The 13,812-nt window shown below is 56.6% G+C and carries 16 protein-coding genes; all 16 read left to right on the top strand.

The genetic code is table 11. From position 1 onward, the window contains the following. A complete protein-coding gene (locus CHR62_RS09165; protein WP_123660729.1) occupies positions 1-462 on the top strand; it encodes a DnaT-like ssDNA-binding protein in 462 nt (153 codons plus the stop codon). Then, entirely contained in the window at positions 459-857 is a 399-nt protein-coding gene (locus tag CHR62_RS09160; protein WP_123660728.1) for a hypothetical protein, read from the top strand. Before CHR62_RS09165 ends, CHR62_RS09160 begins: the two co-directional genes overlap by 4 nt. Next, positions 854-1,249, top strand: a complete 396-nt coding sequence (locus tag CHR62_RS09155) for an HK97 gp10 family phage protein (protein WP_123660727.1) — start codon at positions 854-856, stop codon at positions 1,247-1,249. The genes CHR62_RS09160 and CHR62_RS09155 overlap by 4 nt, the downstream gene beginning before the upstream one ends. Continuing rightward, complete coding sequence (locus CHR62_RS09150; protein WP_123660726.1) at positions 1,246-1,656, top strand: DUF4128 domain-containing protein; 411 nt, start codon at positions 1,246-1,248, stop codon at positions 1,654-1,656. Before CHR62_RS09155 ends, CHR62_RS09150 begins: the two co-directional genes overlap by 4 nt. A 58-nt stretch (positions 1,657-1,714) precedes the next feature. Further along, positions 1,715-2,680 carry a phage tail tube protein gene (locus CHR62_RS09145; protein WP_123660725.1) on the top strand — a complete coding sequence of 322 codons (966 nt, stop codon included), beginning with the start codon at positions 1,715-1,717 and terminating at the stop codon, positions 2,678-2,680. A gap of 91 nt (positions 2,681-2,771) precedes the next feature. After that, positions 2,772-3,281, top strand: coding sequence for a Rha family transcriptional regulator (locus tag CHR62_RS09140; RefSeq protein ID WP_123660724.1), 510 nt, complete (start codon positions 2,772-2,774; stop codon positions 3,279-3,281). A 43-nt stretch (positions 3,282-3,324) separates the two neighbouring features. Next, entirely contained in the window at positions 3,325-3,723 is a 399-nt protein-coding gene (locus tag CHR62_RS09135; RefSeq protein ID WP_123660723.1) for a hypothetical protein, read from the top strand. Between the two features lie 29 nt (positions 3,724-3,752). Continuing rightward, positions 3,753-4,058: a hypothetical protein gene (locus CHR62_RS09130; RefSeq protein ID WP_123660722.1), complete on the top strand. Its 306-nt coding sequence runs from the start codon at positions 3,753-3,755 to the stop codon at positions 4,056-4,058. Between the two features lie 71 nt (positions 4,059-4,129). Next, entirely contained in the window at positions 4,130-4,420 is a 291-nt protein-coding gene (locus CHR62_RS09125; RefSeq protein WP_123660721.1) for a hypothetical protein, read from the top strand. Between the two features lie 343 nt (positions 4,421-4,763). Further along, a complete protein-coding gene (locus CHR62_RS09120; protein ID WP_199722916.1) occupies positions 4,764-5,390 on the top strand; it encodes a Panacea domain-containing protein in 627 nt (208 codons plus the stop codon). Between the two features lie 502 nt (positions 5,391-5,892). Then, positions 5,893-8,106, top strand: a complete 2,214-nt coding sequence (locus CHR62_RS09115) for a phage tail length tape measure family protein (protein WP_123660720.1) — start codon at positions 5,893-5,895, stop codon at positions 8,104-8,106. Further along, the gene (locus CHR62_RS09110) at positions 8,106-8,453 is read left to right on the top strand and encodes a hypothetical protein (RefSeq protein ID WP_123660719.1); all 348 of its coding nucleotides are present in this window, start codon (positions 8,106-8,108) and stop codon (positions 8,451-8,453) included. The genes CHR62_RS09115 and CHR62_RS09110 overlap by 1 nt, the downstream gene beginning before the upstream one ends. A 35-nt stretch (positions 8,454-8,488) precedes the next feature. Further along, a complete protein-coding gene (locus tag CHR62_RS09105) occupies positions 8,489-9,007 on the top strand; it encodes a hypothetical protein (RefSeq protein ID WP_123660718.1) in 519 nt (172 codons plus the stop codon). A 44-nt stretch (positions 9,008-9,051) separates the two neighbouring features. Continuing rightward, a complete protein-coding gene (locus CHR62_RS09100) occupies positions 9,052-9,528 on the top strand; it encodes a DUF1833 family protein (RefSeq protein WP_123660717.1) in 477 nt (158 codons plus the stop codon). Further along, entirely contained in the window at positions 9,528-9,911 is a 384-nt protein-coding gene (locus CHR62_RS09095; protein WP_123660716.1) for a hypothetical protein, read from the top strand. Before CHR62_RS09100 ends, CHR62_RS09095 begins: the two co-directional genes overlap by 1 nt. Next, positions 9,902-13,765: a host specificity protein J gene (locus CHR62_RS09090; RefSeq protein WP_233574939.1), complete on the top strand. Its 3,864-nt coding sequence runs from the start codon at positions 9,902-9,904 to the stop codon at positions 13,763-13,765. Before CHR62_RS09095 ends, CHR62_RS09090 begins: the two co-directional genes overlap by 10 nt. Positions 13,766-13,812: the final 47 nt, after the last annotated feature.

Genomic DNA, 13,812 nt, shown 5'->3' with positions numbered 1-13,812 from the left:
ATGGCGCTGATTGTCGAGGATGGTACTGGATCAAATCCCAGCGCCGAGAGCTACATTTCCGTAGCCGACTGCACAACCTACGCCGCCGCGCACAACCTGGTCTTCACCGGCTCTGAGTCCGAGCAGGAAGCCCGCCTGCGCCGCGCCACCCAGTACTTGGATGCTGAGTATGCCTATAAGGGCGAACAGCTCACGGCATCTCAAGCCCTAGCGTGGCCGCGCACGGTCATGGCAGGTATCCCGCGTGAAATCGTGTCCGCCTGCTGCGAGCTGGCCTGTAAATCGGGCGATCTTTGGGCCGATGTGGAAGCATCAGCCGTCATCGAAAAGACCATCGGCCCGATCACCAAAAAGTACGCCGCGCCCGCTAATGGTGGTCAAAAGCGTTTCGCTGGGGTGGATGCCCTGGTCAAGCGCTGGACCGTTGGCGGTGGTGCAACTATCAAGTTGGTTAGAGCATGAGCCTGCAAGACGCACAAGAAGCCCTGCAGATGCTGCAGGAGGCAAAAGACGAAGGCGATGCCGCAGAGCTGACGTTCAAGCGAAAGGTTCCTGGTCAGTACGACCCGGCCACGGGCGGCGCCACGGACGTGGAAGTAACGTGGACTGGTATTGCGGTAGTTCTTCCGGCCAGCCAAGGTACCGTCCAGGCCTTCGATTTGAGGTTTGAAAACGGTACGTTGATCGAGTCCACGCTGCGCGGCTTGCTGATCGCGGCGTACGGCATGCAGTATGAGCCGGGCCCTGGCGACACAGTAGTCTTTCCCGACGGTAGCACGGCGACTTTGCTTGGCTGCACGCCGCTGAGCCCGGATGCAGCCAATCCAATCATTTATCAAGCGACGGCCCAGTTATGAGCTTTACCGCTGACATTTCCAAGTTTGTGGCCAAGGCCAACGGCAATGTTGACCAGGTAGTGCGCAAGGTGACACTCGACCTCGCCCGAAGTGTGGTGCTCAAGAGCCCGGTCGATACTGGTCGATTCCGAGCCAATTGGGTGTTTGGCGTCGGTGCCATCGATGCTCAGACCACAGACGCCGTGGACAAAGGCGGGCAAGGCACGTTAAGTCGACTTGCCGCCAGCATCGGGGCCAGTAAGGCCGGCGGGCAGACCTACATTAGCAATTCACTTCCGTACGCCGAGAGGCTTGAGTATGGGTGGTCACAGCAGGCCGCATCAGGAATGGTGCGCGTCACATTGGCTGAGTTCGACGCTTTTGTGCGGCGCGCAGTTCAAGGACAGACATGAAACACCTTATACGAGCCGCCCTCGAAGTGCGTCTGGCGACATGGGCCGCTCAACAGACGCCGGCGCTTCCGGTTGCTTGGGAAGACCGGCCATTCTCGCCAAACGGCACTTATCTGCGCGTGAGCATGCTCACGGCTGAGCCTGACGATCCTGTGCTTGGCCAGGGCCTGCAGCGACATCAAGGCGTCTACCAGATCTCCGTGTTCGTTCCGGCCGGATCCGGGCCAGTCACGGCGGAGTCAAAGGCGGCTGGCATTGCCGCGTTGTTTGCTCGTGGCACTGTAATGACCCAAGGCACAACGCGTGTCGTGATTGATCGAACGCCTCAGGTTGGCAGGCTGATGCCTGACGGCCCGTATTCGTTTATTCCTGTCAGCATCCGGTATCGAGCAGACATTTTCGCGTAACACCATCTAACCACCTATTTGCCCTCCTTCGCGAGGGCTTTTTGTTTTGGAGCTAGACATGGCCATATCTAAAGGCATTTTCCGTACTGTTGCGCTGAAAAAGGAAACGACTTTCGGCACGAAGGCCGGTGCGACCGGCGCTCAAGAGATGCGCCGCACCACGTTCGACCTGAACCTGATCAAAGACACCTATCAGTCGAGCCAGATTGCCACGCACCAGCAGATTGTCGACATGCGCCATGGCACTCGCCGGGTCGAGGGCACGCTGAACGACGAGATTTCATGCACCACGCACAAAGACTTGTGGGCAGCGCTGCTGCGCAATGCCTGGGTTCAAGGTGTGGTCGCTACGCCAACGCCAGGCCACCTGTTTGTGCCGCAGTCGGGCCACACGAATGACTCGTTCACCATCGAGTCATGGCGCTCGGATATCAGCGTTTCGGAGACGGCTACAGGGTGTCGCATCACACAGGCTCAGGTCAGCATTCCGGCCAACGGCATCGCCACGGTCGGATTCACAGTACTTGGCCAGGACATGGAGACGGCCACCAGCCGCTATTTCACGACGCCAACTGCTGCCACCACCACGTCGGTCGCTTCTGGTGCGATTGGCGAAGTAAAGGCAGATGGCGTTTCCATAGCGGTTGTGACAGGCGCCGAGTTCACCATCAACGGCAACGGTACAACCGGCGCCGTGATCGGATCGGACCTGAGCCCGGATGTGTTTGTTGGCGTGGTCGAGGTTTCGGGCCAACTGACGCTCTACATGCAGGACAAAACGATTCTCGACCAATTCATCAATGAAGACACTTTGTCGCTGTCGATCCAGCTTGATGAGGGCGGCAGCAGCGCTCATTTCATGCGCTTCTCGATGCCCAAGATCAAACTCGGAAGCTACACGGTCGCCGACGTTGCTGGGGAGGCCGTGGCCACTTGCCAGTTCACGGCTTTGATGGATGGCGACGGCCTGGACGCTAAGGCCAAGTCCGTCATCCTGATTGAAGACTCACGTATCGCCGCTTAACGCTTTGGCTGCAGCTAGGAGGCATCCGAAACCGCCTTCCCTGGGGCGCTGCTGCGGCCAACCTCATTCCAGGGCATTGCAGGGAGTGAATATGCGAGCACCATTTGAACCATTAGTTTCTGTCATCGGAGGTGAGCCATTGGCGTCCAGCCTTGTGATTGCGCGAGGCATGAAACAACAGCACGCCAGCGTCATTAAACTGATTCGTCGGCACCTGAAGACATTGAACAGGTTCGGCTTGGTCAGATTTGAAATCCGACCAAGATTGCGCGGTCGCCATGGTGGTGGAGACCTTGAGTACGCAATGCTGAACGAGCGACAGGCGGCCCTGCTGATATCACTGATGCGCAACACGGACGACGTGGTGGAATTCAAGGCCGGGCTGATTGCTGAGTTCTACCGCATGCGCGATGCTTTGAATCAGCGCACCCAGAACTTGTACCAGCAGCTTCAAGCACTGGTGGCTGAGGAGGTCGAAACTCAGGTAAAGGCTTCGTTCGGCTCGCGCCTGATGCTCGAACGAAAACGCGCAATCCCCGAGTTTCGGCGGCGGCGTGAGCGCTTGGAGGCCGAAATCCAGCCCTCCCTACAACTTCATTAGCCCGGCCAAGAGCCGGGTTTTTTATCGCTGCTTAAGGAAAACCATGACGCAAAAAACACTTTCTATTGATGACTTTGACATCCGCACTCCGTCGACCAAGGGCCAAGAAATCGAAATCACACGGGCCGACGGTACCGGTACGGGTGTTTTCATCATGGTATTAGGCGAGCAATCGCCAGTGGTGGAGCAGTATCTTGTTCGCAAAGCAGACGAGCGCGCTGCCGCCATCATGAAGGCTCGCCAAAACAAGAAACCGGCGCTCTCCGCTCAGGACACGCTGGACGATGAAATTGAGTCGGCAGTGGTTCGCACAGCTGGCTGGCGCGGATTGGCTGAGGAGTGTACCGAGGCCAATGCCGAGAAGCTTTACCGCCTGAATCGGAGCATTGCGCGCCAGGTGATTGCCGCATCGGCTGACGAAACCCTTTTTACCAAGGCCTAAGTGACCAACTGGCCGCGTTTGCTGAATGGTTGTTCGACCTGGAGCGCAAAACCGAAAGCGGCGAGTCACTTAGGCAGGTGCTTGAACAAGTCAGGACCAAGACCGGGATAACGCCGGCGGCCCTGCAGAATCCGCCTGAACTTCCTGAGGGTGCCGAGACAGTTTGGGGCTGGTTTCAAGAACTGGCGGCACAGCGGCAACAGGGCATTAATGGGGGCATGTCTCTTTCCTTCACCGAGATCGACGCCTGGGGCAGGCTAAGAGGCATTCGCTTAGCGAGGTGGCAGCTGGATTTGATATTGCGCCTGGACGCGCTTCTTTTGATGAAACGGTGATGCCCTGCAGCCTTTCCCGGCAGAGGCTAGCCAAAGTATAGTGGGCGTAGTCACATACTTTTGGAAGAGCAATGCGTGAACTAATGTTTATCCTGGGGAGTCTTGCCGGCACATGGTTGCTTATTGGCTGGCTTGCATGCGGCTTATTTGCTGGATATGTCGCGTCAGAGAAGAACCGCTGTGGCATATGCTGGTTCTTATGGGGTGTTTTATTTGGGCCGGTGGCGTTGTTAGCTTCTGCTGGCTTGCCTATGCGCCGTCCATCGAGTGCCGAGCCGCACGAAAATACGGATTTTTTCCAATCGTCTTATCAGCCCTTGCCGGTCGAGATTCTGAAATCTAAGACGCCGCCTAAAAAGTAGAAGCGCCTGGGCGCAAAGGATGCCCAGCGCGTCTATTTTTTGGATGATGGGATTGTTGGGGAAGCGTGAAATGTTGAAGGGTCATCCGCCTGACGGCTACTTAGCCGTCAGGATACCATCGAAGCAAAAAGTGGAACTTTTGATGGTTTTTATTGCCTAACACAACGTACGCTTCAGTTACTTGCTTGAGTTTGTAAGTTAGCTGGCTTCGCTTACTAGTTGAGCTCTCTTAGTGTCAGTGGATTGCTAAGTTGCTCAAATTTGAGTACATTGACAATGTAAAGTTATTCCAATCGAATAACTTTATGGATTTGGGCGTAGCATTCGTCCAACAGGCATTGTGGTGCATCTTCAGCGTGATCTCCATAAGCTCTACTTCTCATATATGACCTATCCCACACTTTTCAATGAAAAACGCACCGCTCAGGCTGCGGCATTTTTGCTGCACAAGGCCGGCGGACGTCTGCCACTGCTAAAGCTAATGAAGCTGATGTATTTAGCAGAGCGTGAGTCGTTGCGCGTGTTTGGGGAGCCTATCACTGGTGATCGGTTGGTCTCTCTGCCACAAGGTCCAGTGCTATCCAAAACCCTTGATATGATGAATGGTTGGGGTGGCGAGGCTCAGGGCGGTTGGAACTCCTGGGTTGAGGATAGGTCAGGGCATGATTTGGCGCTTCGTGACCCGAGCATGATTCGCTCGCCGGAGCAGGACTTGCTGGAACTTAGTAATGGCGACTTGGAAGTCCTTGAGTCGGTGTGGGCTGAGTTTGGTCACATGGGTAAATTTGATCTTGTGCAATACACTCACTCAGAGGCGTGCCCGGAGTGGGAAGACCCGAATGGTTCGAGTCGACCCATTCCTACCGGCAGGCTTCTAAGGGCTTTAGGTTATGACGGAGACGCCCTTCGGTCAGTGCTGGATCATTTAAATGAGCAGGCCAAGCTCAATGCGGTGTTAAGTCAGTACTGATGGCGGAATGGCGGTGCAAGCCAGGGGCTTGCCTAATGATCCCATCAGGTCCAAATGAGCACCTTTTTGCTGTAGCCCTTGGGCCTGCCGTCTTTGATGGATATGGATCCCAGCCTCAAGTTGTGCTCGTTAGTTTCTCTTCAATTAAGCCCGGTTTTCCTTATGATGGTGCGTGCACGGTCGACGCTGGCGCACATCCGTTCATTACGCGGGACAGCTTTATTTACTATCGCGAACCGCGAATTTGTCCTGTGGTAGACGTTGAGTCCAGAGTTAATTCGAATCAGTGGCGTTGTGCAGATCCATGCACTGAAGAATTAATGGCGGATATTTTGGCTGGCTTCAGACTTTCAAATCGTTTGCCCAGGCACTTCGGCGAAATCCTTAGGGCGCTTGGACTATAAGGCTATTTTCGATTTTATTTTTGCTTTCGGCCCCACTTAACCGTGGGGCTTTGTCGTTTCTGGCCCTGCTTACGCGGGGCCTTTTTATTGGGTGTCGTATGGACATAGCAAGCCTAGCGCTGGAGGTTGATAGCCGCTCTGCAAAGACGGCAGCCGCCGACTTGGACAAAATGGCAGCCTCTGGCGCCAAGGCCGAAAAACAGTTTGACGGTTTGAAAAATGGCAGCAATGGCGTTGCCTCAAGACTCAATACGGTAGAAAAGGCCGCATCTTCCGCAAGTTCTGCTTTTTCTAGGTTGGTGGGGGTTGCCGCCGGGGCCGGGCTCGGGGTCGGGCTTGGTATGGCTTTTAATAAGTTTGCGCAAGAGACAATCAATGCCCAAAACGAGCAGCGACAGCTGGCAGCTGTGATTCGTTCTACGGGGGCGGCGGCCGGTTATTCGGTCAAGCAACTGAACGACATGGCGGAGGCGTTGGCGAATGCAACAACTTTGAGTGCCGGCGACATTAATAGGGCGCAGACTCGATTGCTTTCCTACACGGGAATAGCCGGCGAAACTTTCCCACGAGCTATGCAAGCCGTCGTTGATACTTCTGTTCGCATGGGTATGTCTGTTGAACAGGCCGCGGAGACTGTGGGGCGGGCACTGGATATTCCCAGCCAAGGACTTTCATCTCTTTCGCGTCAGGGCTTTCGCTTCACCGAAGAGCAGAAAAAGGTGGTGGAGCAGCTTGAGAAAACCGGCAGGGTGGCTGAGGCGCAAGCCATTGTCCTGCAGGCGCTTGAGTCGAGCTATGGCGGTGCAGCTGCGGCGGCCAGGGACACGCTGGGTGGCGCCCTAGCGGCGCTGCAGAACAGAGTCAATGATTTGATGACTGGCGGCGATGGAAGTATCGACGGCCTAACTGAGGAAATCAATGATTTGACAGATGCCCTTGGCTCGGAAGAAACAAAACGGACATTTGAGTCATTTGTTGCTTGGATGGCGGGCGCGGCAAAATCGGTATTGACTCTGACAAACCAGTTTGCCGAGGGCATGCGTTACTCGGACGGGTTCTTTGATGCGTTGGCTAAATATGGCTTAACAGATCCCTCGAAGAGCCCGTCTCAGCACCTGGAGCGCATTCAGAAAGAAATCGATCTTTTGAATAAGGACATGTCGGGCCTGGTTGGGTCAATCAAGGATGGGTCGGTTTCACTATTCGACATCGATCCAATCACAATGGGGGGAGAGGGAAAGGCTGAGCGCCTGCGCGGTCTTCTCATGGAGCAGCAGTATTGGCTTCGCCAGCAGCAGCGAGCCGAAGACTCTGAGACGCGTCAAATCCTGAAGCTGTACGAAAACATGTTGGGCGAAGACGGGTCTGGGGGCGCCGGCAGCGGTTCGGGCGGTTTGGGCAAACCTGCCAAAGAAAAGAAGGTCCCCGATCATCTCGGCGATTTCATGAAGTCGATGAATATCGACTACGCCATGGGCGAGTATCAGAAGTACCTGGACTTTCTCGATGAAGCAACAGGGCGGTCGAAGGATCGTATTCTGGTTACTCAAGCCGAGTGGCTCCAGAACGCCCTGAGCATTGGCGCGATCACCTCTGAAGAGTATTCAAAGGCGCTTGATCAGTTGGTTGATAAAACCGACAAGTCCATGGGGCAGATGGATCAGTTCACTGTCCAGGCGGCAAGGAACATCCAGAACGCCCTGGGTGACGGCCTTTACAACATTCTGAAGGGCAACTTTGACGATATCGGCCAGGCGTTCGGGGACACCATCACGCGCATGGTTGCTGACGCTGCGGCCGCCAACTTGGCGGGGGCCCTGTTCGGTGACTATGGCGGCACAGGTCAGATTGGTGGAATTCTCGGGAACATTGCCAGCAGCTTGTTTGGCGGGGTTTCAGGCGTTGAGGCTGCAAGCCAGGTGCAAATGGCCGGTGGGGATGGCATTGGTGTGCTGATCGGTGCTAACGGCTGGGCCTCTGACGGCTACACCGGCGCCGGCGGGAAATTTGAGCCCGCTGGCGTGGTTCACCGTGGCGAGTACGTGTTTGATCAGGAGAGCACAGGACGGCTTGGTGTCCCTTTTCTGGAGTCGCTTCGCCGTGGCTATGCGGGGGGCGGTGTTGTGCATACCCCTGCGCAAGCATCTCAGCCAAGCCTTCAGCTAAACGTTATCAACCAGTCAAGCCAGCCGGTTCAGGCCAAGCCTGGCGCGATGTCCTTTGATGGAAAACGTTGGGTTCAGGAGGTCATTTTGTCAGACCTGCGTACTAACGGGCCTATTGCTCGAGGAATGAAGGGGGTAACTGGTTAATGGCTACGTTTCCAACTTACGCCTCGATCGAGCGTGATGGCTACACGGAGACTCCTGATTTCGGCGTTATTCGCACTGAAATGGATGGCGGACTGGCCAAGCAGCGCGCGCGCTGGACAAAGCGCGTTGTTCGCCGAAAGTGCTCTGTGCTGGTTGGGGCGGATACAAACAAGTCTCTGTTTGATGAGTGGTTCAAAACAAGCTTGTCGGGCGGATCAGGCTGGTTTGCCTATACCGATCCTGTCGACGGCATCTCAAAGCAGGCACGCTTTGTTGGCGGGGAATTGACCTGGCAGCTTCGCGGCGCAACCTGGGCTGCGCAAACTGAAATCGAGACCATCGGGTAATCTTCCCTCTTCTTCGTCAAAGCAAGGGGATAGGCATGGCTGAGTGGGTGGGTGCTTTACTGGGTAGCTTGATCGGGTTGATTGCGATTCTTTTGGGTGCGCTTTACAACGCCAAGCTAACCCGCAAACGAGACGACAAAATCATGAATGATGAGGCAAAGAGCATTGCTGCGGCGATTGGAGCAGAGATGGGCGTGTATACGGTAATGTTATGCAGGTTGTTTATGCAGGCCAGGGTTCCGCCTGAGCCAGGTCGGAGCATGGCGCTTGTGCGGGCGATGAGAGCGCCAGATCTAATGGTTTGGCCCGAGCTGGCGGGCAAGGTCGGGGTATTGGGCGCCGATTTGGCCGGAAGGACCGTTAAAAATTGGATGGTTTTGCTGATGCACGCCAGGATGCTTCAGGCGAGCGTCGATGATATTGTGGCTGGCGAATGGGATGATGAGAAAGTCAGGAGCCGGGCGGATTTCTTAAAAATGGATTTGCCGAGCGTTGCTGACACTGTTGAGGAACTGACAGGCAACCGGCCTGACTTTGATTACTTGCTTCCTTGAGTCTTACGTTTAACCCTTGATGCCCGCCTTTGAGCGGGTTTTTTATGGCCACTTCATATTCCGCCAAAGGTCGACGCAACCTACTGGCCACCAGCGCCGATGAACCGTTCCTGGTTGCGCTTGAAATCACGCACCCCGAGCTTGTGGCGCCGATTCGGGTGGTCAATGATTCGCAGCCAATAACCATTGGTGGCAACGAGTTCGTGGCCTGCCCGTTTCAATTGACCCTGCCTGATGATGTTGATCAGCAGGTGCCCAAGGCAAGGCTGTCGGTCGACAACATCGGCCGCGAGCTGACCCAATGGCTTGAGGTATCAAACGGGGGCAAGGGTGCTAAGTGCCGCATTCTGATGGTGCTGCCGTCTGAGCCGGACATTATCGAGTACGAAATGACGATGGACCTTACAGGCCTGTCGATCGACAACATGTCGGTGTCCGGCGACCTCGGTTACCAGGAAACTTTGAATCAACCCGCTGTGGCAATTCGCTACGACACCCTTACCGCACCGGGCCTCTATTAATGCATTGGTCAGACAAATATATCGGGCAACCCTACGTTCCCGAGGTCGGCGACTGCGCGGCGTTTGCCGAGCGCGTGGCCCGGGAGGTGCTGGGCGTTGATCCGAAATTGCCTGTTTCGCACGCAAAAAGCCTGCGGGCCCAGGCTAAACAGATTGCTGAGCTTAAACACATTCACGCTGTGCGGGTCGATGCTCCGATCGACGGCCAGCCCGTTCTGTTTGTGGCCCGTGGCCGCTTTTTTCACATTGGCGTGGCCGCCTTGATTGGAGGCGAAACCTGGATCGTGCACGCGGATCAGAGCGCCGGCGCGGTGGTGTGCCAGCGTCTGGCCGAGATGACACGTTGGGCCTACAGATTGGAAGGACACTACAAGTGGATTTGATCAAGCACGCAACGCCTCTGGTGGTTCTGCCTAACCCGCTCATTCCAGAGGGCAAGCGCACCTACGTGGCAGAGTTTTTGCCCGGTGAGACGCTGGGTGCCTACATTCAGCGCAATAGCGTTGGCCTGCCTCGGTCCAAGTTCCGTGTTTGGCACAATGCGCGTCCCGTACCTATGCACCTTTGGGATCGGCTCATCCCGCGCACGGGCGATCAACTGATGATTCAGGCAGTTGCTGAAGGTGGCGGGGGCGGTGGTGGGAAAATTCTGCGCACCGTGGCGATGATTGCGCTGGTGATCGCTGCGCCACATATTGCAGGCCTCTTGAACACTTCTCTTGGCCTTGGTTTTGCCGCCGGCAGTATCGGCATGGGAGTCCTCACAGCCGGTGTCATGATCGGCGGTTCGTTGCTGATCAACGCCTTGCTCCCGCCGCCCAAGGCCACGCTCCCGCAGCTGACCAGCGGTGGCAAGTACGAAACCAGCCCGACGTACGCCATTGCCGGTGGCCGTAACCGGCCCCGTCTCTGGGAGCCGATGCCGATTATCTTTGGTAGGCACAAGGTTGTGCCTGATTTGGCCGCCAATTACTACACGGAGTATGTTGGCGAAGACCAGTATCTGAATCAGGCCTTTCACTTTGGCCTGCAGGCTGGCGAGCTGGATCTGATCGACTTCAAGATCGGCAACACCCCGATTGGTAATTACCAGGGCGTGCAGCTGCAAGTCTCGGGTGCGGACGGCAGTCTGACGCTTTTCCCGGGGAACGTGGACACTCTGCAGGGCTTTACGCTGCAGTCGGGCGTTGTTAATAGCCGCACGACAGCCAAAGACGTGACCTATCTGGCGGTTGAGCTTGCTGCGCAGCTTTTTTACATCCGGGATGATGGCGGTATTGATGCGCGTACGACCCAAGTTCGTATCCAATACCGGCCAGTGGGTGGGACCTGGACAGATATTGGCCTGCTTCAAGATGCGATATACGCCACGCACTACTGGTCGCTAGAGGTCACGGTCTATCCGGAATATGCCCTTTCCTACACTGCGCAGGTGGGCTTTGGTTCGACGAACTATGCGGATCATTACGAAGGGCAGCAAGGGTTTATCGACTATGACAATTGGGGTAACGCGCGCTATGGCACATGGCGCTGGAAGCCACACCCGTATCGTCTTGGGCAGCCTTGGCAAGGGTATGCGCCTGATCCTTTAATTGGGTACAGCTCGGCCCCGGGCGTGCGTCTGACCGGTGCGCGCCAGGAGCCGACCCGCCAGACCGTAGGCTGGTCGGTGGCCAAAGGGCAATACGAGATTCGAGTCTGGAAGGAGTCTGGCGACATCAAGAGCAGCCGAGAGTCGAACGAGACGGCGGTCAATCAAATCCTGGCCTACCAGGCGGACGAAGCCAGCTATCTTAGCCAGCAGCGCGTAGCTCTGCGGATCAAGGCGACCAGTCAGCTCAACGGCGCCGTCGACGAATTCAACGCTGTGGCCCTGGCCAAAACGCAAGTTTGGAATGGTTCTGCCTGGGTGGTTGAGCACACACGCAACCCGGCCTGGTGGTATCTGCACTTTGCGCGCGGCAAGAAGATTTCGGGCAAGCGGCTATACGGGGCAGGGCTTCTGGACGCGCAGATTGATATCGATCGTATCAAGGCCTGGGCGCTGTTCTGCCAAGAGAAAAGCCTGACCTTTGACTATGTGCTTGACCGCAAGGTCAGTACAGCGGAGGTCTTGCAGACCATCGCTCGTGCGGGCCGGGCCTCGCCGACCTGGCAAACGGGCAAGCTCGGGATTATCTGGGATGCGGCCAACTTGCCGGTGACCGCCATGTTTGGCCCGTTCAACATCAAGGCGGGCACTTTCAAGGTGGATTACATCAATGAGGGCAACGTCGATGAGGTGATCGTTAACTTCTCTAATGCCGTGCGTGATTACGAAATGGACGAGGTTCGGGTCATGGTGCCCGGCGCCACCAGCGCGACCAACCCCCTGCAGCTTGACCTTGAAGGGTGCACGAACCCGGACATGGCTGGGCGCGAGGCCAACCTTATCGCGGCCTCACAAGTATGGCACCGCCGGCGCACAAGCTGGGAGACGGACATCGAGGGCTGGGTGGCCAACAGGGGGGATGTCGTTCAGATTAGCCACGACCTGACCGTCTGGGGCTATTCCGGGCGGCTACTGGGGCGTGTGGGTAACGTGATTACGTTGGATAAGCATGTGCCGTCTGGCGGTACCGGCACCCTCATGATCCGTGACCCTGAAGGGGCAATGCGGGTTGTGTCTGTGGTTTCGCTGACCGGTGACGTTGACGAGCTGACCATCGTCGGCGATATGTCAGATTTTGCCCTGCCGGGGGACGCTGGTTTCGAAGATATCGTCCCCATGGATTGGGCCTGGTTCTTTGATCCAATGGCCACACCTGGGCGCAGGTTCAAGATTACATCGGTCGAGCCCACCCAAGACGGCGTGAAATTCAGCGCCGTCGACGACGATCCTCAGTATTACGCCAGCGAAACCAATCCCTACCTGTACACGCCGCCTCGGGATGGCGCGCTACTGGCCGGCGTTGTTTTCAGCATTGGCTTTACCGAGAGCTTGGTCAATGTGCAGGCCGATATCTCTGATGTACGCATGGGGTGGGTTCTGTCTCGCTCCATGGACTCGGAGATTGTGGTCAGTGTTAACGGCGCGGCACGGCCATCGGTTCGCATGACAGACCGATCGCTTACGGTACAGGCTCAGACTGGCGATGTTGTGACCCTAACGGTTACGCCCGTATCTTCAGCAGGGCGAGGACAGCCTCTTACTCAGAGCTATACCGTCCAAGGTCTAACTGCGCCGTTACCTGAGCTGACCGGGCTGACTAGCGTATTTCGCGACGGGCTGACGGTGCTGGTGTGGGATCGGGTGGTCGATATTCGCCAGCCGGTCTACGAGATACGTATGGGTCAGTCGTGGGCTAACTCCAGGCTGGTAGCCATTACAGCCTCACTCGAGACATTGGCCGTTGGTAATGGGCTGTACTGGGTTGCGGCTCGATTTGCTTATAAGGGTGCGCCCGTCTACGGGCCTGCCGATAGCCTGCAAATCTCAGGCGCCACGCTGACTCGCAACGTGATTCTGGTTCAGGACGAGGCCCCAGCCTGGTCAGGCACCGTCAGCGGCGGTGCGATGGTCTACAACGGCCAGCTGACCTTGGCGCCGCAGGGTGATCTATTTGATAGCCCTGATCTGTTGGCTGAGCGTGATTTGCTCTGGTTCGGCGGGCCCGCATTGTCGGGCGTCTACACCAATGCCGAGGTCGAGCAGGTCGACATTGGGTATGTGACCCCGGTGCGCGTGGATTTTGATATCGACGTCGCGGCCTACAACATGTCCGCGGACTTGCTGGCCGAGCCCGACCTTTTTGCTGTGGCTGACTTGCTTGGGGGTTCCGACCTACAGGCAATTTCTGCGCGCCCTCAGATCAGACACGCGCAGGAGGCTGGCAATTGGACGCCGTGGCGCGACTATGTGCCAGGTCTCGTCAATGCCCGGTACTTTGATGTCCGTCTAGTGCTCGAAACCAGCGACCCATTGATCGTGCCGTTCATTTCGAAGTTTGAATGGACAGTCGATGTTCCCGATTTGGTTCAGCGCGACGAGGGCGTTCTGGTTCCTGCCGGCGGCCTGCAAATCGACTACGAAAAGCATTTTCACGCGGTACCGAACGTTCAGATCACGATCCTGGATGCCGAGGATGGTGACCAGGCTGTTCTGGGCGGGCCGGACGAGACGGGCTTTTTTGTTTCGATCATCAACGGCGCCGGCTACGTCGAGCGAAGCATCAACTGGATCAGTCAAGGTTACTGACACCGATAGCCCCATTGCCCCGCCAAGTGCGGGGCTTTTTTATGGAA

The organism is Pusillimonas sp. NJUB218, assembly GCF_003788685.1.
Taxonomy (GTDB): Bacteria; Pseudomonadota; Gammaproteobacteria; order Burkholderiales; family Burkholderiaceae_B; genus Neopusillimonas.
This window is presented reverse-complemented; position numbering and strand designations above follow the sequence as displayed.